General features: G+C 70.3%; 16 protein-coding genes. 3 read left to right on the top strand and 13 right to left on the bottom strand.

Translation table 11 applies throughout. The features are described 5' to 3' along the window. Positions 1–3: 3 nt before the first annotated feature. Together AC06FP_RS13140 and rlmKL are read left to right on the top strand one after the other, a co-directional pair. Positions 4–531: a hypothetical protein gene (locus AC06FP_RS13140; protein ID WP_478075809.1), complete on the top strand. Its 528-nt coding sequence runs from the start codon at positions 4–6 to the stop codon at positions 529–531. Between the two features lie 159 nt (positions 532–690). Further along, positions 691–2,832, top strand: coding sequence for a bifunctional 23S rRNA (guanine(2069)-N(7))-methyltransferase RlmK/23S rRNA (guanine(2445)-N(2))-methyltransferase RlmL (gene rlmKL, locus AC06FP_RS13135; RefSeq protein ID WP_478075808.1), 2,142 nt, complete (start codon positions 691–693; stop codon positions 2,830–2,832). A 170-nt stretch (positions 2,833–3,002) separates the two neighbouring features. Here the strand turns inward: rlmKL and rnfB are convergent, their stop codons facing one another. The 10 genes from rnfB to AC06FP_RS13085 all read right to left on the bottom strand — a co-directional run bounded on the left by rnfB (position 3,003) and on the right by AC06FP_RS13085 (position 15,955). Then, entirely contained in the window at positions 3,003–3,431 is a 429-nt protein-coding gene (gene rnfB, locus AC06FP_RS13130; protein WP_478075807.1) for an Rnf electron transport complex subunit RnfB, read from the bottom strand. A 20-nt stretch (positions 3,432–3,451) separates the two neighbouring features. Then, the gene (locus tag AC06FP_RS13125; RefSeq protein ID WP_478075806.1) at positions 3,452–4,042 is read right to left on the bottom strand and encodes an HAD family hydrolase; all 591 of its coding nucleotides are present in this window, start codon (positions 4,040–4,042) and stop codon (positions 3,452–3,454) included. A 140-nt stretch (positions 4,043–4,182) separates the two neighbouring features. Then, complete coding sequence (gene metG, locus AC06FP_RS13120) at positions 4,183–6,261, bottom strand: methionine--tRNA ligase (protein ID WP_478075805.1); 2,079 nt, start codon at positions 6,259–6,261, stop codon at positions 4,183–4,185. Positions 6,262–6,390: 129 nt separating this feature from the next. Beyond that, entirely contained in the window at positions 6,391–6,837 is a 447-nt protein-coding gene (locus AC06FP_RS13115; RefSeq protein WP_456116566.1) for a DUF2147 domain-containing protein, read from the bottom strand. Between the two features lie 120 nt (positions 6,838–6,957). Beyond that, a complete protein-coding gene (locus AC06FP_RS13110; RefSeq protein ID WP_478075804.1) occupies positions 6,958–10,536 on the bottom strand; it encodes a M1 family aminopeptidase in 3,579 nt (1,192 codons plus the stop codon). A 12-nt stretch (positions 10,537–10,548) separates the two neighbouring features. Beyond that, positions 10,549–11,442 (bottom strand): ABC transporter ATP-binding protein, encoded by an 894-nt coding sequence (locus AC06FP_RS13105; RefSeq protein WP_456116564.1) that lies wholly within the window; start codon positions 11,440–11,442, stop codon positions 10,549–10,551. A 300-nt stretch (positions 11,443–11,742) separates the two neighbouring features. Next, positions 11,743–12,144, bottom strand: coding sequence for an SMU1112c/YaeR family gloxylase I-like metalloprotein (gene gloA2, locus AC06FP_RS13100; RefSeq protein ID WP_478075803.1), 402 nt, complete (start codon positions 12,142–12,144; stop codon positions 11,743–11,745). Next, entirely contained in the window at positions 12,141–13,202 is a 1,062-nt protein-coding gene (locus AC06FP_RS13095) for a serine hydrolase domain-containing protein (RefSeq protein ID WP_478075802.1), read from the bottom strand. Before AC06FP_RS13095 ends, gloA2 begins: the two co-directional genes overlap by 4 nt. Before the next feature lie 26 nt (positions 13,203–13,228). After that, positions 13,229–15,139, bottom strand: a complete 1,911-nt coding sequence (locus tag AC06FP_RS13090) for a DUF885 domain-containing protein (protein WP_478075801.1) — start codon at positions 15,137–15,139, stop codon at positions 13,229–13,231. A 138-nt stretch (positions 15,140–15,277) separates the two neighbouring features. Further along, positions 15,278–15,955 (bottom strand): DUF502 domain-containing protein, encoded by a 678-nt coding sequence (locus tag AC06FP_RS13085; protein ID WP_456116560.1) that lies wholly within the window; start codon positions 15,953–15,955, stop codon positions 15,278–15,280. A 120-nt stretch (positions 15,956–16,075) separates the two neighbouring features. Between AC06FP_RS13085 and AC06FP_RS13080 the strand changes: the two genes are divergently transcribed. Continuing rightward, positions 16,076–17,464, top strand: coding sequence for a hypothetical protein (locus AC06FP_RS13080; RefSeq protein ID WP_478075800.1), 1,389 nt, complete (start codon positions 16,076–16,078; stop codon positions 17,462–17,464). A 47-nt stretch (positions 17,465–17,511) separates the two neighbouring features. Here AC06FP_RS13080 and AC06FP_RS13075 read toward each other — a convergent pair whose 3' ends face one another. The 3 genes from AC06FP_RS13075 to AC06FP_RS13065 all read right to left on the bottom strand — a co-directional run bounded on the left by AC06FP_RS13075 (position 17,512) and on the right by AC06FP_RS13065 (position 21,327). Beyond that, entirely contained in the window at positions 17,512–17,976 is a 465-nt protein-coding gene (locus AC06FP_RS13075) for a DUF4442 domain-containing protein (RefSeq protein WP_478075799.1), read from the bottom strand. 64 nt (positions 17,977–18,040) lie between these two features. Next, complete coding sequence (locus tag AC06FP_RS13070) at positions 18,041–19,672, bottom strand: CHASE2 domain-containing protein (protein ID WP_478075798.1); 1,632 nt, start codon at positions 19,670–19,672, stop codon at positions 18,041–18,043. Further along, a complete protein-coding gene (locus AC06FP_RS13065; protein ID WP_478075797.1) occupies positions 19,669–21,327 on the bottom strand; it encodes a FecR family protein in 1,659 nt (552 codons plus the stop codon). Before AC06FP_RS13065 ends, AC06FP_RS13070 begins: the two co-directional genes overlap by 4 nt. Positions 21,328–21,399 lie beyond the last annotated feature (72 nt).

Below are 21,399 nucleotides of genomic sequence, written 5' to 3'. Positions count from 1 at the left end.
TCCATGAGCCGCGGCCACTGCATTCTTTCCCACGGTTTCGAGAGCGGTCCCGAGGCGACCAAGGTCACCGCGCTGGCCGACGTGGCGCAGCGCCTGGGCTGGACCCACGAGCGCCCGGACTACACCGACCTGGACGCGCGCCGCGCGGTCAGCGAGGTGGGCGACGTGCCCGGGCGCCTGCAGCGGCTGATCCGCCTGGCCGGCGAGGCCGCCGCGCGCGGCCCGGTGGTGCTGGCCGGTTCCAGCCTCGGCGCCTATATCTCGGCCATCGCCTCGCTGCACGTGCCGGTGCGCGGGCTGTTCCTGATGGTGCCGCCGACGAAGATGGGGCCGATGCCGGCGCTGGACGCAGCGCCCGTGCCGACCAGCGTGGTCCATGCCTGGCGCGATGAACTGATCGCGCCGACGGCGGTGATCGAGTGGGCGCAGGCCCGCGCCGCACGGCTGCTGCTGGTCGACGACGGCCATCGCCTTGAGAACCATGTCGAGGCTTCGGCGCGCGAATTCGAGGCCCTGCTGCAGACGTTGTGACGCGGGGTTCGCCCCGCACGATGCCTTCCCGGTGAAGCCCATGCGAGCAAGCCCCGCCTTTACGTCGCCCGCGCAGGCCGTCGCCGGCTGCCCGGTGCCGCGGCCCGGCCCCGTACAATGGCGCCCCCGGCCCGTTGCCGTTCCCCCGTGATGTCCCCCGTGAAATTCTTCGTTTCCTGCGCCAAGGGCCTGGAGTACCTCCTGGCCGACGAACTGCTGGCGCTGGGCCTGCCCAAGGCCACCGCCACCATCGCCGGGGTCAACGCCGAAGGGGACCTGCGCGACGCGCAGCGCGTGGTGCTGTGGTCGCGCCTGGCCAGCCGGGTGCTGTGGCCGCTGGTCGAATTCGACTGCCCGGACGAGGGCGCGCTGTACCACGGCGTGCTGGCGATGCCGTGGGAAGAGCATCTCGATGCCGAGCTGACCCTGGCGGTCGATGCGCATGTGTCCGGTACCGCCATCACCCACGCGCGCTTCGCCGCGCAGCGGATCAAGGACGCGGTGGTGGACCGCCTGCGCGCGGAAGGACTGGAGCGGCCGTCGGTGAACGTCGAGTTGCCGGACGTGCGCATCAACCTGTCGCTGCGCAAGGGCCGGGCCACGATTTCCATCGACCTCGGCGGCGGTTCGCTGCACCGGCGCGGTTGGCGCCTGGCGCAGAACGACGCGCCGCTGAAGGAAAACCTGGCCGCCGCGGTGCTGCTGCGCGCCGGCTGGCCGAAGATCCACGCCGAAGGCGGCGGCCTGCTCGACCCGATGTGCGGTGGCGGCACGCTGCTGATCGAGGGCGCGCTGATGGCGGCCGACGTCGCGCCCGGCCTGCAGCGCCACGGCAGCCTGCCGCCCAGCCGCTGGCGCGGTTTCGACCAGGCGCAGTGGCGCGAACTGGTGGCCGAGGCGCGCGAGCGCGAACGCGTCGGCCGCGCCGCGCTGAAGCAGGTCATCCACGGCAGCGACCTCGACCCGCAGGCGATCCGCGCGGCCAAGCAGAACGCCGAGGAGGCCGGCGTCGGCGAGGCGATCTGGTTCGGTGTGCGCGACGTGGCCGACATGCAGGTGCCGCCGCAGGAAACCGGCTGCGTGGTCTGCAACCCGCCCTATGACGAACGCCTGGCCGCCGATGCCGCGCTGTACCGTCGTCTTGGCGATGCGCTGAAGCAGGCGGTGCCGCAGTGGCGCGCCAGCCTGCTGTGCGGCAATGCCGAGCTGGCCTTCGCCACCGGCCTGCGCGCGCGCAGGACCTACCAGCTGTTCAACGGCGCCATCGAATGCACGCTGATCGTCTGTGACTCCATCGCGGTGGCCGGGCGCGCGGACGACGGCCGCCCGCGCGAACTCAGCGAGGGCGCGCAGATGGTGGCCAACCGCCTGCGCAAGAACCTGAAGAAGTTCAAGAGCTGGCGCGCGCGGGAGAACGTGAGCTGCTTCCGCGCCTACGACGCCGACCTGCCCGAATACGCGGCGGCGATCGACGTCTACCAGGAGGACGGCGGCAAGCGGCGCACCTTCCTGCACGTGCAGGAATACGCCGCGCCGGCCGCGATTCCCGACGCCGACGTGCGCCGCCGCCGCAACGAACTGCTGGCCGCCGCGCGCGAGGTGTTCGAGGTGCCGGCCGAGCAGGTGGCGCTGAAATCGCGCGAGCGCGGCAAGGGCGGCAGCAAGTACGGCCGCTTCGAACAGCGCGGCGAGTTCATCCTGGTGCGCGAGAACGACGCGCTGCTGCGGGTGAACCTGTTCGACTACCTGGACACCGGCCTGTTCCTGGACCACCGCCCGCTGCGCCGGCACATGGCCGAACAGGCGCGCGGCAAGCGCTTCCTCAACCTGTTCTGCTACACCGGCGTGGCCAGCGTGGAAGCGGCGGTGGCCGGCGCGGCCTCGACCACCAGCGTCGACCTGTCCGGCACCTACCTGCAGTGGTGCGCCGACAACCTGGCGCTGAACGGCATGGGCGGAAGCCGCCACCAGCTGGTGCAGGCCGATGCGATCCAGTGGCTGGAAGCCGAACAGGGCCAGTACGACGTGATCTTCTGCGACCCGCCGACCTTCTCCAACTCCGCGCGCGCCGAGGACTTCGACGTGCAGCGCGAACAGCTGCGCCTGCTGCGCGCGGCGGTGGCGCGGCTGGCGCCGGGCGGCGTGCTGTATTTCTCCAACAACTTCCGCCGCTTCAAGCTGGAAGAAAATGCCATTGCCGGATTCGCGCGCTGCCGCGAGATCAGCGCCAGGACCATCGGCCCGGATTTCGAGCGCAACGCGCGCATCCACCGCGCGTGGGAGCTGCAGCGGCTGCCATAGCGCGGCGCGTCATCGAGGACGGCAGGAGCGGCTTCAGCCGCGAAAGGAGCCTTCCCGATGATCCGTGCCTGTGATGAATCGCGGGAAAGCCTCATCGCGGCTGAAGCCGCTCCTGCGTGCATCGGAATCCCTGCGATCCCGCGGGGGAGTACCCATCGCGCCCGGGGCTTCTACGGACGCGCCGGCGCGGGCTCCAGCACGATGCAGTCCACCGGGCAGGGCGGGATGCACAGCTCGCAGCCGGTGCACAGGTCGGCCAGCACGGTGTGCATGTATTTGGCGCCGCCGACGATGGCGTCCACCGGGCAGGCCTGGATGCACTTGGTGCAGCCGATGCAGTCGGCTTCGACGATGACCGCCACCTGCGCCGGTTTGTGCTCGCCACGGCTGCGGTCGAAGGGCCGCGCCGGCACCCCGAGGATGCGCGCCAGCGTGCGTGCGCCGGCATCGCCGCCGGGCGGGCAGTGGTCGATGCCCGCCTCGCCGCGCGCCATCGCCTCGGCGTACGGACGGCAGCCGTCGTAGCCGCATTGCCCGCACTGGGTCTGCGGCAGCACCCGGTCCAGGCGTTCGATCAGGTTGTCCGGCATGTCGTGCATGTGGCGTGGGAATGAAGGGCTCAGGACACCGGCCTGCCGCGGTACCAGCGCTCGTGCGCCAGCGCCAGCATCGGCTTGTCCTCGCCGCTGTCGCCGTAGGCATGGATGCGCTGGAACGCGCCCAGATCGAACATGCGCCGGATGTGCGCCACCTTGCGCGGGCCGCAGTCTTCGTCGACGTAGCGACCGGTCAGGCGATTGTCGCGCGCTTCCAGCCGGTTGCAGATCAGGCGCAGGCCCAGCTCGTCGCACCAGGCCTGCAGGTACAGATCGATGGACGCCGAGACCACCGCCACGGTATGCCCCTGCGCCTTGTGCCACTGGATCTGCTCCAGCATCTCCGGGCGCATCATGCCCGGCAGGTGGTCGCGCGCATAGTCGGCGGCCATCTGCGCGATCTCGCCGGCATGGCGGCCGGCGAACACCTGCGCGGTGACGCGGCGGCGGATGCGCCCGGCCGGGATCAGTTTCAGGCGGTAGGCCAGCAGCCACGGCCCGACCCGCCACCACGCCTGCGCACGCTGCTCGGGCGTGGCCACGCGCCGCAGGAAGCGGCCGTAGGTGTCGCAGGTGGTGATGGTGTGGTCGAAATCGAACAGGGCCAGTTCCATGGGGAGCGGGGAGGTGGGAGGCGGGAATGAAGGGGCGGGGCGCGCTTGAAAGGTCGGTTGTGAAGCAGGCTTTGAACCTGACATGGATCATCCGTACCGGCGTTGCATCATTCCCTTCTCCCCCTTCCCCGGTCCCCGCCTCACCGCACCGGCATGCCGGGCAGGGCGCCCGCGTCGGCATCCAGCAGCGCCAGCGCGCCGCCGTCGAAGCCGGCCGACAGGATCATGCCCTCGCTCAGGCCGAAGCGCATCTTGCGCGGCGCCAGGTTGGCGATGAACACCACGCTGCGGCCCACCAGCTTTTCCGGCTCGCCATAGCTGCCGCGGATGCCGGAGAAGATCTGGCGCTGGCCCAGGTCGCCGGCGTCGAGCAGGAAGCGCAGCAGCTTGTCCGAACCTTCGACAAAGCCGCATTCGATCACCTTGCCGATGCGCAGGTCGAGTTTGGCGAAATCGTCGATGCCGATGTACGCCGGTGCCTCGCCTTCGGCGCTGGCCTCCACCTTCGCTTCGACCTTGGCGGGCTTTTCGGCCTTGGCCGGCTTGGCCTCGGCGGCGGGCGGGGAGGTCAGGGTGTCCTTGGAGGCGTCGGTCATGGCGTCGATCATCTTGGGGTCGATACGGGTGAACAGCGCCACGTAGGGCGCGATGGTGTGGGCGGTGAGCGGGGCGGCGATGTCGCCCCAGCCGTGCATCGGCGCGTTGAGGAAGCCTTCGGCCTGCTGCGCGGTGGCCGGCAGCACCGGCTTGAGCGCGGCGACCAGCACGCGGAACAGGTTCAGGCCCTGGGTGCAGACCGCCTGCAGTTCGGCGTCGGCGCCTTCTTGTTTGGCGATCACCCACGGCTTGGTGTCGTCGATGTACTTGTTGGCCTCGTCGGCCAGCGCCATGGTCAGGCGGATCGCGGCGGCCGGGTCGTTGCGCTCGTAGGCTTCGCGCACCGGCGCCAGCGCGGCGACGAAGCGGTCGTACTGGGCCGGGTCCGGCAGCGCGTCGGCCAGGCGGCCGTCGAAACGCTTGGAGATGAAACCGGCGCAGCGGCTGGCCAGGTTGACGAACTTGCCGACCAGGTCGGCGTTCACACGTGCGGTGAAGTCGGCCAGGTTCAGGTCCAGATCGTCCACGCCGCCGGAGGACTTGGCGGCGAAGTAGTAGCGCAGCGCTTCCGGCGCCAGGCCCACGTCCAGGTAGGTGCGGGCCATGACGAAGGTGCCGCGCGACTTGCTCATCTTGGCGCCGTCCACGGTCAGGTAGCCATTGACGTGCAGCTTCGTCGGCGCGCGCAGGCCGGCGCCGTGCAGCACCGACGGCCAGAACAGGCCGTGGAAGTTGACGATGTCCTTGCCGATGAAGTGGTGCAGCTCGGTGTCGCTGCCGGCGGCCAGCACCGCGTCGAAGTCGTCGCCGGTCTTCGCGCACAGGTTGCGGAAGCTGGACAGGTAGCCGATCGGCGCGTCCAGCCACACGTAGAAGTACTTGCCCGGGGCGCCGGGAATCTCGAAGCCGAAATAGGGCGCGTCGCGGGAGATGTCCCAGGCGCGCAGGCCGCCCTCGGCGTCCAGCCATTCGGCCAGCTTGGCCTTGACGCCCGGCAGGGCCACGTCGCCGGCCAGCCAGTCGCGCAGGAAGTCCTGGAAGCGGCCCACCTCGAAGAAGTAATGCTCCGAGTCGCGGATCTCCGGCGTCGCGCCGGACACCACCGACTTCGGGTCGATCAGGTCGGTCGGGCCGTAGGTGGCGCCGCAGACCTCGCAGTTGTCGCCGTACTGGTCCGGCGACTTGCAGTTCGGGCAGGTGCCCTTGATGTAGCGGTCGGGCAGGAACATGCCCTTGGCCGGGTCGTAGAACTGCGCCACCGAGCGCCGGCTGATGTGGCCGGCGGCGTCGAGCCTGTTGTACAGCGCCTCGGTCAGCTCGCGGTTGGCGGCCGAGTTGGTCGAGTCGTAGTGGTCGAATGCCACGCCGAAGGCGGCGAAATCGCGCTCGTGGCTGGCCTGGATGTTGGCGATGAAGGTTTCCGGGCTCACCCCGGCCTTTTCCGCGGCCAGCATGATCGGCGTGCCATGGGTGTCGTCGGCGCAGACGTACCAGACCTTGCCGCCCATCAGCCGGCGCGCGCGCACCCAGATGTCGGCCTGGATGTAGCCGACCAGGTGGCCCAGGTGCAGCGGGCCGTTGGCATAGGGCAGGGCGTTGGTGACGAGCGCGGTACGGGTCATGGCCGTTGGGGGGAACGAGGGGACCGCGGATTATCGCATGCCGTGCCACGGCGGCCGGAAAACCGGCCACCGGATATGCGAAAACCCGGCCGGGGCCGGGTTTCGCGGGAGCAGCAGGGACGGCGGGCCTTACATGCGTTCCCAGGTCTGCGACTTGCAGATGAACAGGACGCAGCCGGAAACCTTCAGCTTGGCGCCACCTTCGATCAGTTCCATCTCGGACTTGTAGACCTTGCCCTCGTCGGGCTTGAGGATGCTGCCGCCGCTCCATTTGTTGGCGCCGTCGGCGCGCATGCCGCGGATGATCTCCATGCCGGTGATCGGCTTGCCCTTGCGGTCGTCGCTGCACTTGTCGCAGGTCGGGTTGGGGCGGCTCGGGTTGAGCAGTTCGACGATGCGGCCGTGCAGGGTGCCGTTGCTGGCGCGGCTGATCTCGACGATGGACTTGGCGCGCTGGGTATCCGGATCGATCTGGCGCCAGCGGCCCTCGGCGCTGGTGTTGTCGGCCTGCGCGGCGGTGATGCCGGCCATGGCCAGCGGCAGGGCCAGCAACAGGGTCTTGAAGGTCTTGCGCATGTGTCCCCTCCCAGGGCGGATGTCGTGGTCCGGCGTTGCCGGTTGCAGGCGAATGTATACCCATTCGCTGCGGTACGGAATCCGCACCGCAGCACTCCGGTCAGCGGCCGGCGGGGTGTCTCACTGCAACGTGATCCGCTTGCGGTTGTCGGCCGAAACCCGGTCGATCAGCTTGTTGTAGGGGTCGAAGCCGGCCTCGTCCGGGCGCCCGTCCACGGTCACGGTGAGCTCGGGCGCCGCCGCGGTGATGTGGTGGCGCTGCAGGTACAGCACCTTCTCGTCGCGTTCCTTGCCCGACGGGCCCTTGGCGAACACGCCGACCTCGATCCAGTCGTCGAGCGTGCCGGGCGTCTCCTTGCCGATCCCGTCCGCGTAACGCTTGTCGGCGTGCAGCTTCAGGGTCACGTCGTAGCGGCCGTCGGCGCGCCGCTTCGCGGTCGCATCGACCACGCGGTTGTCGTAGAAGCTGATCTTCTCGAACAGGTCAGTGATCAGCGCCTGCTGCTCCGGCCTGGCCTCGGCGCGGATGAAGTCCAGCAGTTCGGCCGAGGTGGTGTACGGCGGCTGCTGGAAGGCCTTGGCCTGCAGGAAGCGCGCCAGCGCCCGGTTCAGCGCGTCCTCGCCCATTTCCTCGCGCAGCCGGTAGAACGCCACCGAGCCCTTGCGGTAATGGATGTACTGCTGGTTCTCGACCCGGTACAGCGGCAGTTCCTCCACGTCCTCGCCGCCGCGCCCGGACAGGTAGCTGTCCAGTTCGTCCTTCAGGAACTGGCGCATGTGGCCGCGGCCGTATTCCTTCTCCATGACCATCAGCGCCGAGTACTGCGACAGCGACTCGGACAGCACGGTCGCACCCTGCACGTTGGCGCCGATCACCTGGTGCGCCCACCACTGGTGCGCGACCTCGTGCGCGGTGACGTAGAACACATAGTCGATGTTGTCCTTGTCGCGCAGGTCGGCGATGAAGCCGATCGATTCGGAGTAGGGAATGGTGTTGGCGAAGCTCTGCGCGAACGACTGGTAGCCCGGGAACTCGATGATGCGCACCTGGCGGTGCTGGTACGGGCTGAAGTTGGCCTCGTAATACGCCAGCGACTTCTGCACGCCCTCGATCATCCGGTCCACGTTGTACGGGTGCTTGGGGTCGTAATAGACCTCGATCGGGATGTCCTTGTACGCCGCCTTCTTCACCGCCCAGCGTGCCGACAGGTAGGCGTAGAAGTTCAGCATGGGCCGGTCCATGGCGTAGTCGAAGCAGCGGCGGCCATCGCGCTGGTATTCCTTCTGCAGGTAGCCCGGCGCCAGCGCGATCTGGTCCGGGGCGGTGCAGAACGTGGTGCGGAAGTCCAGCCAGTCCGCGTCGTTGGAGATGTAGGTGTTGGCGCGTGCGGCCTGGTCCTCCAGCTTCGGCATGCGCGTGGGTTCGCCCAGGCCGCGCTTGCGGCGTTCGTTGCGGTCGCTGATCTCCGCGCCGGTGTCGTAACCGAACGCCGGCAGCACGCGGCTGTTGAAGAAGCTGCCGTTGCCGACGATGCGGCTCTGCGCCTGGTCGGCGGTGATGCCGGTGGGGTGGATGTCAACGGTGAAGGTGATGTCGCGTTCCTCGCCCGGCTGCATCGGCCTGTCCAGCGTGTAGATGCGGTAGCCCAGTTCCTCGTCGTGCGTGGTCAGCCTGGCGCCGCCCAGTTCGATGCTGGCCAGCGTGCGGTCCTCGCCCATCACCACGTGGATGGCCGGGATCGCGGCCGCGTGGGTATTGCGCACGCGGTAGCGGCCGTCGATGCGCACCGACTGCGTTTCCGGGCGCAGGTCGACGGTGTTGTCGACGGCGATGATGCGCGGCTGCGGCAGGTCCCTGTACTTGCGGTACTCGCGCTCATAGCGCGCCTGGCGGTCCAGCATCTGGTCCGGCGAGACGAACTCGTTGCGGATGTTGGTGCTCCAGTACAGCCACGTGCCGCAGGCGGCGAAGGCCACGACCGCGGTGGCGAGCGCCACGCCCAGCCGGCCGCGCAGCCGCTGGCGGCCGAGCTTCAGGCGCTGGCGCAGGCCCGAATCGACGCCACGCACCCACAACGCGGCGCAGACCAGCAGCAGCGCCAGCAGGAACAACGCCCAGTACCCCTGGAACGCCAGCTGTCCGGCCAGGAAGTGGCCATAGCCGTTCATGTCCGAATACGGCGCGATCGGCCAGCTGCCGAAGTTGTACAGGTTCTGGGTGTAGTCGAGCATGCCCAGCACCGACTGGCCTATCAGCAGCAGGACCAGCAGGGCATAGCCGAGGAATTTGTTGTTGCTCAGCACCTGCAGCACCAGCGCCATGCCGCCCATCAGGATGTACACCACCGAATCCAGCGCCAGCGTCTTCACATACAGCAGCGGCTCGATCTGGGTGTAGCCCTTGCCCAGCTGGAGGGCGATGGCGGTGAGCCCGCCCACGGCCTGGAACGCGCCGACCACGGCGACCAGGGTCAGGAACTTGCCCAGCAGCGGCACCCAGTTGGGCACGGGCATGGCATCGCTGATGCCGGCGATGCGCGCGCTGCGTTCGCGCCAGACCAGTTCGCCGGCGTAGAACAGCACGATGATGATCAACAGGAAGCTGTAGCTCTGCTGCAGCGCCTCGAGCATCTGCGAGGTCACCGGCCAGCTGGGCGTTCCGTACAGGGTCCTGCGGAACAGCGCGCTGGGGATGAAGTTGGCCATGCCCAGTACCAGCAGCACCAGGAACGGCGCGCTGCGGAACACGCCCAGGGCGTCGAAGCCGACCTGCCGCCGCAGCTGCTTCCAGCCGGTGGCGGCGGTGAACGCGGGCGCCACCCTCGGCGCGACGACGGCGGGGCGCCTGGCGTCGGTGGTGGCGGCGCTGCCCGCCTTCCCGCCGCGCCGGCGGCCGGTACCGCTGCGTTCGGTGCGGAACAGGGCGAAGGTGGCGGCGAACAGCGCGCCGGTCACGCCCAGCCACAACAGCCGGTTTTCCAGAAGGTAGCCGGTGAAGGCGGGCAGCCCGGTGTTGCGTTCTTCGGCCGACCAGTAGCGCATGGCCTGCGCCATCGCGCGCATGCCCAGCGGGTCGAGCAGCGAGGACAGGCGCAGGTTGTCGATGTCGGCCAGGACCGCGCGGCTGACGCCGTACAGCACGAAGAACACGATCACGCCGATGTACACCCACAGGATGTTGCGGGTGGTCACCGCCAGCACCGCCAGCAGCGCGGTGGTGAACAGCACGTTCGGCAGCACCATGTACACGAACGACCACAGGTACGGCTGCAGCGACACCGGGCCCAGGCGCGCGGCGTCGATCCATGGCATGAACTGGGCGACGAACAGGCCGATGGCGATGACCAGGTACATCAGCAGGCTGGCCAGCAGCGCCGCGCCCAGCCGCCCCAGCAGGTAGTCGCGGCGTCTGATCGGGCTGGAGAACACCAGTTCGGCGGTGCCCAGCTCGAAGTCGCGCAGCAGCGCATTGCTGACGAACAGCGTGACCACCAGCAGGCCGAGCAGGGTGAAGGAGGTCATGAAGGTGGCGATCACCGACGGCGCATTGCGATGCACGTTGCCGATGCCGCCGCCGATCTGGACGGCATCGCTGGAGGCGGCACCGAAGGCGATCAGCGCGAACAGGGCCGCCAGCAGCCACAGCAGCGGCGAGCGGAGCTGCTCGCGCAGCTCAAAACGCAGGAAGGCGAAGGTCATGGGCCGTCTCCGTCAGGCGGCCTGCGCCTGCAGGCGCAGGCGCTGGAAGTAGACGTCCTCCAGCCCCGGCTCGACCGGGGCGAAGCCCGCGTCCGGCTGGGCGGCGCTGAACACATGGATCACCGGATGGCCGCCGACCAGGCGCGTGGACAGCACGGTGAAGCGCGATTCGTACTCGGCCAGCGCGGCCTTGCTGACCTGCTTGCGCCAGACCTGCGCCTGCAGCGCCGCGATCGCATCGGCCGGCCTGCCGCTCAGCAGCACCTGGCCCTTGTTCATGATGGCCATGTTCGGGCACAGGTCGGTGACGTCCTCGACGATGTGCGTGGACAGGATCACCGCCACGTTCTCGCCGATCTCGGCCAGCAGGTTGAGGAAGCGGTTGCGCTCTTCCGGGTCCAGGCCGGCGGTGGGTTCGTCGACGATCACCAGCTGCGGGTCGCCCAGCAGCGCCTGGGCGATGCCGAAGCGCTGGCGCATGCCGCCGGAGTAGGTGCCGAGCCTGCGCTTGCGCGCATCCCACAGGTTCACCTGCTGCAGCAGCCCTTCGACCACCTCCTTGCGCTGCCTGCGCGCGGTCAGGCCCTTGAGCACCGCGAAATGATCCAGCAGGTCCAGCGCGCTGACCTTGGGGTAGACGCCGAAATCCTGCGGCAGGTAGCCGAGCCGGCGCCGGAGCGCGTCCTTGTCGCGCAGCACGTCGATGCTGGCGCCATCGGCGGTGGTCAGCACGGCGCTGCCGGTGTCCGCTTCCTGCAGGGTCGCCAGGGTGCGCATCAGCGAGGACTTGCCGGCGCCGTTGGGGCCGAGCAGGCCGAACATGCCGCGCGGAATGTCCAGGTCGACGTTGTTCAGCGCGTGCACGCCATTGGCGTAGGTTTTGGACAGACCGCGGATCTGCAGCATGGACGAGCCCCCTTTTCGTTGATGTGGCATCTTTCCGGTCGCCGCCAGGCCGGGCAATGCGCCGGAAGTCATTAGGTCCAGGGACGCAGCCGCGGGCGGAACGTGACGGGGCGCTGCCGGGCCCGCACAACCTCCCGTAGGAGCGGCTTCAGCCGCGAACGCCCTGCGCTCCGCCAGAAAGGCGTTCGCGGCTGAAGCCGCTCCTACAAGGGTGTGCGCGGCACGACCTGTTGATGCGACGCTCCCACGGGCTTCCGGCGGCCGCCGCGCTGAGAACCGCGTCATCGGCACGTGGTCCCGTTATGGCCCGCGCGCGTCCTCGTACAGCTCCAGCGGCAGCTCGTCCGGGTCGGCGAAGAAGGTGAAGCGGCGGCCGGTGTACTCGTCCACGCGCACCGGCTCGCAGGCCACGCCTTCGGCCTGCAGGTGGGCGATGGCCGCGTCCAGCGCGGTCACGCGGAAGGCGAGGTGGCGCAGGCCGCGCGCTTCCGGGCGGCTGGGCCGCGGCGGTGGCGCGGGGAAGGAGAACAGTTCCAGCTGGCCGCCGTCGGGCAGGCGCAGGTCCAGTTTCCAGGACTGGCGTTCGGCGCGGAAATGCTCGGCCACCACCTCCAGTCCGAGGATGCGCGTGTAGAAGTCGCGCGAGCGCGCGTAGTCGGACGCGATCAGCGCGACGTGGTGGATGCCGTCCAGCAGGTTCATCGTTGCGTTTCCAGCCAGCGCCGGGCGATCTCGCGCGCCAGCGGATAGGGTTCGGGGTCGTTGCGGTTGGTCAGCACGATCACCGTCAGCTTCTGCTTCGGGTAGCGCAGGATCACGTTGCGGAAGCCGATGCTCTCGCCGCTGTGCCACAGCAGGTCGCCGTTGATGCGCCAGCCGAAGCCGTAGAACGGCACGTCCGGTTCCGGCGTCTTCGTGGCCGGGCTGAAGGCCAGCTGCAGCGAGGCGCGGCGCAGCAGGCGCTCGTCGTACAGCGCGGCGTCCCAGCGGGCCAGGTCGTCCAGGGAGGAATAGATGCCGCCGTCGCCGAGCACGGCGCTGGTGGTGCTCTGGTCGGTGCGCTGCCAGCGGCCGTCGATCTCGCTGTAGCCGTAGGCGCGGTTGGGCACTTCGTCCACGCCGTCCTGGTGGGCGAAGGTGGCGTCCATGCCCAGCGGCAGGAAGATGCGCTGGCGCAGGAAACCGGCGAAGTCGCCGCCCGAGGCCTTGCCGACGACCAGCGCCAGCAGCGCGTAGCCGCTGTTGCTGTAACGGTAGCCGCTGCCCGGCGCGAAAAGGGTGCGGTTCTCCTTCTCCAGCAGGTGCAGCACGTCGATGTCGTGCACCTGGCGCGTGTCGGCCGGGTCCATGAGGTCTTCATAGTCGAGCAGGCCGCTGGTGTGGCTGAGCAGCTGTCGCAGGGTCATCGCGTCGGCCACTGCCGGCAGGCTGGGCAGCCACTTCTTCAGCGGGTCGTCGATGGACAGTTTGCCGTCCTCGGCCAGCAGCAGGATGGCGGCGGCGGTGAACTGCTTGCTCACCGAGGCCAGGCGGAAGTTGGTCGCCGGCGAGACCGGCGTGCCGTCCTCCACCACCGCCAGCCCATAGCCGCGGCGGAACACCGGCTGCCCGTCCTTCAGCACCAGCACCGCGGCGCCGGGCACGCGGCCGTCGTAGCGCTGCATCAGACCGTCGATACCGGCGTCGGGCGGCGCGACCGGCGCGGCAGCACCGGCCACCGTGGAGAACGCGAACAGGCACAGCGGGGCGAGTCGGGACATCCACGGCAACATGGCGGCTCCTTGGGTCAGTTGTTCTTGCTGGCGATCCAGCGGTCGATCTTGGCTTCCAGGATATCCAACGGCATCGAGCCGTCCTTCAGCACTTCGTTGTGGAACTCGCGCGGGTCGAAGCGGCCGCCCAGCGCGGCCTGCGCCTTCTCGCGCAGGCGCCGGATCCTGATCTCGCCCACGCGGTAGGCCAGCGTCTGCCCGGGCAGGGCCATGAAGCGCTCCACTTCCGCGGCGGCATCGGCGGCGCTGATGTCGGCGTTCTTCACCATGTAGTCGATCGCCTGCTGGCGGCTCCAGCCGGCCGCGTGCAGACCGGTGTCGGCGACCAGGCGCACGGTGCGCAGCAGGGTGGTCTGCAGGTAGCCGAGGCGGTCGTAGGGGTCGCGGTAGATGCCCATTTCATCGCCCAGCGATTCGGCGTACAGGCCCCAGCCCTCGACGAAGGCGACGTCGCCGCCGAGCCGGCGGAAGCGCGGCAGGGTGGACAGTTCCTGCTGCAGGCCCAGCTGCAGGTGGTGGCCGGGAATGCCTTCGTGCAGGTACTGCATCGGCACCGCCCAGCGCCTGCGCGAGGGCAGGTCGCGGGTATTGACCTGCAGCACGCCGGGCTGGCTGCCGTCGGCCGCGGATGGCGGCTGGTAGCTGGCGGCGCTGGCGGTCAGGGCGTGTTCGGCCGGCACCGGCTGGATGTCCAGCGCCGCCTTGGGGCGGGTGCCGAACAGCGCCGGCAGCGCCGCGTCCACCTGCTGGCCGACCTCGCGGTAGCGCGCCAGCAGCGCGGCCTCGTCGCGGAAGGTGAACTGGCGGTCGTTGCGCATGGCGGCGAAGGCCTTCTGCGCCGAGCCGCGGATCTTGGCTTCCTTCATCACCGCGGCGATGCGTTCCTGCAGGTCCTTGACCTCCTGCTCGCCGAGCGCGTGGATCTCCGCCGGCGTGCGCGTGGAACTGGTCAGCCCGGCGATGGTGTGCGCGTACCAGGCCTGGCCGTTGGGCAGGGCGCCGAGGCCGTCGGTGCTGCGCGCGGCGGGCAGGTACTGGGTGGCGATGAAGCCGCGCAGGGCGCGGTAGGCCGGCAGCAGCCGGTACTCGATCATGCGCTTGTACTCGGCGCTCAGCCGCTCCCGGTCCTCGGCGGAAAAGTCCTGCGGCATGTTGCGGATCGGCGCCCAGAAGATGCTTTCCTCGGCGCTGGGCTTGATCACCGCGTCCAGCTGCGGCAGCACCTTCTCCATCAGCGCGCGCGGCTGCACCACGCCGGCGGCCATGCCTTCGCGCATGTTGGCGATGGCCTGGTCGAACAGCGCCGGCACGCCCAGCGAGCGCCGCGACCAGTTCTCGTAGTCCTTCACCGTGCGGAACGGCTGCGCGCCGGCGCCCGAGCCCAGTACCGCGATGAGGCTGGCCAGGTTGTTGTAGGGGTTGATCGGCAGCATCCACGACGGGTACTGCTCGGCGGCCAGCGAGATATGCGCGTCGCGCACGAAGATCTCGTAGCTGAGCAGGTCCTGGCCCTGCAGGCCGTCCCTGCCCACCGCCTCCACCTTGCCCTGCCATTCGACCATGAAGTCGTGCGCCTGCTGGCGCGCGGCCGGCGACAGGAAATTGGGCAGTTGGTCGTTGAAGCGCGGATCGCCCTGGAACGTTGCCTGCAGCGGGTTCAGCCGCATCGACGCATCCCAGTATTCATCGTAGAGGCGGTTCAGGCGGGTGGCGTTGTCCTGGGTGACCGGCAGCGGCGCGCGGGCCGGGCGGGCCGCCGGCCGCGGCGCGGGCCGGCTGCTGCGCGCCTTGGGCTTGGCTGCGCGGGATTGCGTCGCGGTCGGGCGCTGGCTCTTCTTCTTCGCCGCCTCGGCGGGCGTGGCGGCGGAGAACATCAGGACGGAGGCTACGGCAAGCGCGAGAAGGCGAAGCGGGCTGGAGGACATCGGTGGTTCCGGAAACGCACAAGTCCCGGAGCTTGCCTCAGAGCGGGGAAGCAGGGAAGGGGAACGCCGAACCAGTAAAAGCGCCAGTCATCCAGTTCGGGCGGATGCCGTTGTCCCCGGCCACCGCTTCGTGCGTTGTCATCTGTCGCCGGCGCGGGTGAACGGCACGCTGTCCGGGGCCACCGCGCCACCGGAGATGATGAAGCTCATGGCCTGGTCCACGCTCCAGTCGGTCGGCGTCAGCAGTTCCACCGGCACGATCTCCAGATAGCCCGAGGTCGGGTTGGGCGTGGTCGGCACATACACCGCGGCCAGCTCGCGGCCGGTGCCGTGCTCGCGGATGACGCGCGTCACCAGGCCCACCGACTTCATGTCGCGGTGCGGGAAGTCGATCAGCACCACGCGCTGCGTGCTGCCCGGCTGGGTCTGCAGGATGTCCAGCAGTTTCCTGGCGCTGTCGTAGATGACGCTGGCCAGCGGGATGCGGCGGATCACCGCGCCGAACCAGCGCAGCAGGCGCTGGCCGACCATGCGGCGGCTGAGCGCGCCGACCATCAGGATCACCAGCAGCGTGGCGAGCAGGGCGAACACGTCCTGCATCCATTCCACCCGCACCCAGCCCAGGTAATGCGGGAAGGAGGCGGCGATGCGTTCGGACAGCGGCACCACCAGCGGGCTGCTGATGCCGGACAGGAGCACGAACACGAACTTGATCACCACCCAGGTCAGCCAGATCGGCAGCAGGGTCAGCAGGCCGGTCAGGAACAGCCGCTGCAGGGAGGGACGGTGTGGGGCGGGGGGAGCTTCGGGCGACATGCGTGGATTGTAGCGGTGAGCGGCTTGGCCGGGGATGGCGGTTGCGGGTGGGCGATGCGGGGCGACGTCGGATATCGTTCATCAATCCGGCGCTGTCGGTCGGCCAGGGAAGGAGGTGCCATGAAACATCGGGAGGGTAGGACCATGGGCAAGGTATTGCGACGGATGGCCGCGGGCCTGGCCGGGGTGTTGCTGCTGGCGGCGGCGGTCCTGCTGCTGTCGTCGCTGTGGCCGTTGTCGGCGACGCAGAAGCGCGCGTTGGCCGTACTGGAAGCGCCGCGCGACATGCCGGGCAGCAACGCCTACGCCACGCTCGCCACGCTGGGCATGGCGGGGACGCCCGCGCAGCGCCAGGCACGGGTGGACGCCCATGTGGCCGAGTACCTCCGTTGGCATGCCGGTTCCGCCCACACCCTCGAAAGCGGTGGCCAGCGGGAGGAGGGAACGATGGAAGCCAAGCCACGGCTTGGCGCCGGCGGGAACACCGAGCCGTTCGATCCGGTGTTGTGCAGGCAGGCCACAGGCTGCCTGGCGCGGGTGCGTGGGCAAGCGCAGGCCGTGGCCGAGGCCCTGCTGCCGCAGGCCGCCGTGCTGGCGCAGATGGACGAACTGGCCACGCATGGCCACTACCAGTCGCTGCTGCCGCTGGATGCGGCCACGCCGGTGCCGGACATGCGGCCGTTGTTCGTGCCGTTGGCGGCGCACGCGCTGGCCCACGTGCAGGGCGACAGCCAGCGCGCACTGGCCGGGCTGTGCCGCGATGCCGGCATCGGGCGCGTGCTGCTGGGCCATGGCGACAGCCTGCTCACCAGCATGGTCGGCGGCGCGCTGCTGGCCGCCAGCGCGGAGCTGTTCGCGGACGTGCTGGCCGAATTGCCGGTGGATGCGCCGATACCGGAGGGGTGCGCCGCCGCGCTCGCGCCGCTGACGCCGCAGGAAGCCAGCAACTGCGCGGGCATGCAGGGAGAATTCGCCATGGTGCGCGGCGGCTATCCCAGGGTGGCGCAGCTGGCGCAGGATGCGCCCTGGTGGGTCACGCCGCAGACGGCGAAGCTGCTGTACGACCGCGACAGGAGCGTGGCCCGCGTGGCCGAAACGATGGGCCAGGCCTGCCTGCCGGAAACCCTGCAGGCCATCGCCGGGGACCGCCCGTTGCCGCCGGCGCCGGTGCCGTCGGTGTGGCGGCTGGAATGCGCCGCCAACGCCGTCGGCTGCATCCTGAGCGGCATTGCCGGGCCGGCGTATGCCCGCTATGGAGCGCAGCAGCAGGACACCGCCGCCCGGCTGCGGCTGTTGAATGCGGCGCTGTGGCTGCGCGGGCATGCGGCGCAGCGGGCGGACAGGCCGCTGGTCGAACGCCTGGACGCACTTCCGGCCGGGCTGCGTGGTGCGCAGCGGCCCATCAGCGTGTCCGCCGATGGCACCGCGCTGGAAGTGGCCTCGCGTGCGCGGCGCGATGGCAGGGACACCCTGCGCATGCCTTTGCCGCCGGCCTTGTCCCGCCACTGATGCACGGCAGGCGCCGGGGAGGGCCCGGCGCGCACCGGCGTGCGCGGCTATGCGCCGCGCTGGCGCGCTTCCGGCTTGAGCCGCACGTAGACCTGTTTGCGCACCCGGGCGACCACCTCGCCCTGCGCGTCGCGGATGTCGTTGACGAACCAGCGCAGGTACTTGCCGCCATCGGCGGTGGCGGCGCGCACCTCGTCGAGCGTGGCCGTATCGAGCCGGAATTCGGTGGCGACCGTGCCCTTGCCGGGTTTGACGAATTCGATCTCGCCGGCCTTGTCCCATACGAAATAGTCGCGGCCGAGGTTATGCAGCAGGCACAGCATCCAGAACGGGTCGGTCATGGCGAACAGGCTGCCGCCGAAATGTGTGCGCACGTAGTTGACGTTCCACGGGCGCTGGCGCAGTTCCACCCGCACATGGCGGTAGTCCGCGGCGATGTCGGTGACGTGGATGCCGGTGAACAGGAACGGCGGCCAGAGGTTGATGCCGAGGCGGAACGTGCTGGCTTTCATGGCGTGGCGGCGGGGGCGGGGCATCGAGTCTAGCATTCGCACCCGTATGGATGTGCGCGGCGGGTCAGCCGGGTGGCGCCACCCGGTAGCCGTCGCGGCCGGCGGCCTTGGCCTGGTAGAGCGCGGCGTCGGCATCGCGGAACAGCTGCGCCGGCACGCCGTCGGCAGCGGGCACGACGGTTGCCAGGCCGATGGTGACGCTGATCCGGGCCTGGCGTCCCTTGCCCACGGCAATGCCGGCCTGGCGCACGCGGCTGACGAGGGCGTCGATCAGCTGGATCGCGCCCTCGCTGCCGGTGTCGGGCAGCACCAGCGCGAATTCATCGCCGCCGAAGCGTGCGGCCAGGTCGCGCGGCCGCCGCGCCAGCTCGCGGATCATGCGCGCGGTCTGCTGCAGCACGAGGTCGCCGGTGTGGTGGCCGAAGGTGTCGTTGTAGTGCTTGAAGTTGTCCACGTCGATCAGCGCCAGGCTCAGCGGGCGGCCACTGCGCCGGGCCGCTTCGTATTCCAGCTGTAGCGCTTCCTCGAAGCGCATGCGGTTGGCCAGGCTGGTGAGCGGGTCGCGGTTGGCCTGGCGACGCCAGTAGCGCATCTGCCACAGGCCCCAGGCCAGCAGCATCAGCAGCGCGCCGCCGATGGCCGCCGCCGGCGCGAACCACAGGTTGAAGCCGCGCAGCAGGACCGCGCTGAGCAGCAGCGGAAGCGCCAGTGCCACCACCGCGACCAGCCACGGCGGCAGCCGGCGCTGGGTCATGCCCAGCGCACACAGCGCGACCAGCAGCACCACCACGCCCAGCTGCACGGGCGGGCGCAACGGCAGGATCACGTGCCCGCCCAGCAGCATGGAAGCGACGTTGGCCTGGTACTCGCTGCCGCTCATCCAGTATTCGCGCGAGGTCGGCGTGAGCAGGCGCGGGGCGATGCCGCTGGCGGTCATGCCGACGATCACCAGCCGGTCGCGCAGCAGCCCGGGCGGCAGCCGGCCTTCGAGCACGTCGATGTAGGACACCTGCGGGAAGGTGCCGGGCGGCCCGGCGTAGCGCAGCCGCACGTAGTTGTCGCGCCGCCACTGGTAGGGCGAAGCGGCCGCCGGGGCCGGGTCGCCCAGGCCCGGGACCGGGCCATCCCCGCCGCTCAGCGCCAGGCCCAGTGCCGGCCAGTAGGCCGAGCCCACGCCCGCCTTCAGGTACAGGCCGCGGGCGACGCCGTCGCCATCGACCTCGATGTCGGTATGGGCCAGCCCCCTGGCGACGGAGGCCAGCACCGGCACCGGCAGCAGCTCCTCGGGCACGGCGTCGCCGCCGGCCGCGGCCGCCAGCACCGGCAGCACGACGTTGCCGCTGCGTTTGATCGCGGCGGCCAGTTCCTGGTCCTGGGAGGCGTCCTTGCGGTCCGGCTCGGGGAACATCAGGTCCAGTGCGACGCGGCGGGCCCCGGCCTCGTGCAGGCGGTCGAGCAGGCGGGCGTGGGTGCCACGCGGCCACGGCCATTGCCCCAGCTGCTGCAGGCTGCGCTCGTCGATGGCCACGATGGCCAGGCGGTCGTCGGGCGGGTAGTCCCAGCCCCCCACCAGCCGGTCGTAGACATGCTCATCCTGCTGCCAGAACAGGCGCGCCTGGCTGGCCCATCCGGCCAGGGCGCCCAGGGCGATGGCCAGCAGCAGCCGCTGCGGCCAGGGCAGCAGGAGGGCCCTCACAAGGCCAACAGCAGCAGCGCGCCGGCACCGGCGCCGTAGCACAGCTTGCAGGGCAGGCGGATCTGCTGGGCGGTGGAGAAGGGGCCCGCGTAGCCGTCGTCGTCGATGTACTGCACGCGCACGTGCAGGGTGCCGCCGCGCCAGGGCTGCTTCATCGTGATCTCCGGTGCGGTGGTTTCGCGGTCGAGCAGGGGGGCGCTGAAATCGCCACGGCGGTCCACCTGCACGCGATAGCGCTGGCCCTCGGCTCCCGCCTGCCAGCGCAGCGTCAGCTGGCCCCTGCCGGCCTGCGCCGGCTGCAGGCCGGGCTCCGGCGGCGCATCGCTGATCCGCAGCGGCAGCGCCTGCCCGTAGCGGCCGCCCTGGCCCTGCGCGTCCACCGAGGCGACGCGCCAGTAATAGTCGCCGGGCGCGAGCGCGACGGGCGAGCGCAGGCGGGTGGCATCGGTGCGGCGTTCGGCCAGCGGCTGGCGGAAATCCGCTTCGCGCGCGATCTGCAGCACGCTGCCGGCGGCGCCGGGGACCTGCGCCCAGGCGAAACGCGGGTGCGCCTGGTCCAGGGTCTGGCCGTGCAGCGGCGCGGTGGTCAGCGGCGGCGGCAGGCCGTCGGGCACCTGGAAGTCGTGCGCGCTGTCATGGCCCTCGACGCCGTCGGCGGCGACCGCGCGCACCAGCAGGCGCAGCCGCCCGGGCGGCAGGTCGTCGATGCGGATGCTGGAATCGGGGGTGTTGCGCGCGAACAGCAGGATGTCGGGCGCATCGGCACGCACCACTTCGACGCGGTAGCCGCGCGCCTGCGGCACCGGCTGCCAGGCGGCCAGCAGCGGCAGCGGCTCGAGCCGCAGCTGCGCCGGGTCGAGCCCGGGCGCGGGCAGCAGCGGCTGCACCGGCGCCGGCGCCTGCGTGGCCGAGGCGCTGAGCGTGGCCTGGCCGGGAGCGACCATGCGCTGGCCATGTTGGTTGCCCACCTGCACCCGGCCTTCGACCACCTCGGTGGCGGCCGGGTTGCCGTCCTGCCCGGCGCTGACCCGGAACACGGTGCCGCGCACGCTGCTGGTGGCGGTGGGCGCGGTGATCATGTAACGCGACGCCGGTCCCTGCGCGGGGGTGACCCGGCTGCTGCTGCGGCCGCGCTGCAGGCGCAGGCGGGTATCCACCATGCCGGTGGCGCCATAGTTGCTGAGCTGGTCCAGCTGCAGCTCCGAGTTCTCGCGCAGCAGCAGGCGCGAGTCGTCGGCGAACGCCAGGGTGATGCTGGCATCGGCCCCGGTGCGGATGCGGCTGCCGATGGGCAGGTGCATGCCTTCGCGGGCGGCGGCCGTCGAACCGCCGTCGCCGCTGACCTCGACCTGGCCGCGCACGGCCACGACACGGGCCGGGGCCGGCTCCACCCGCAGCCAGGCGATGGGGAAGCGCAGCACCTGGCCCGGCGGCAGGCGGTAGGGATTGGCGACCGCGTTGTGGTTCTGCAGCTCTTCCCAGGACACGGTCGGCTTGAGGTAGCGCGTCCCCAGGTCCCACAGGGTGTCGCCGGGGCGTACGCGGTAGGTCCAGTCCTGGGCATGGGCCGCGGCCGCGCAGGACAGCGGGAGTATCGCCAGCGCGATCTGGAGCAGGACGGTCAGGCGCAACGCACGTCGGTCGAACAACATCATGGGCAATCGGTCCTTCAGTCGCGGGAACCGGAGCCCGGCATTGCTCGCGCCCTCCATCCCCCAGATGGCACG

This window comes from Stenotrophomonas sp. Steno-Z2 (genome assembly GCF_056393235.1).
The sequence above is the reverse complement of the archived record's forward strand: the minus strand, read 5'-3'. Positions and strand labels throughout refer to the sequence as shown.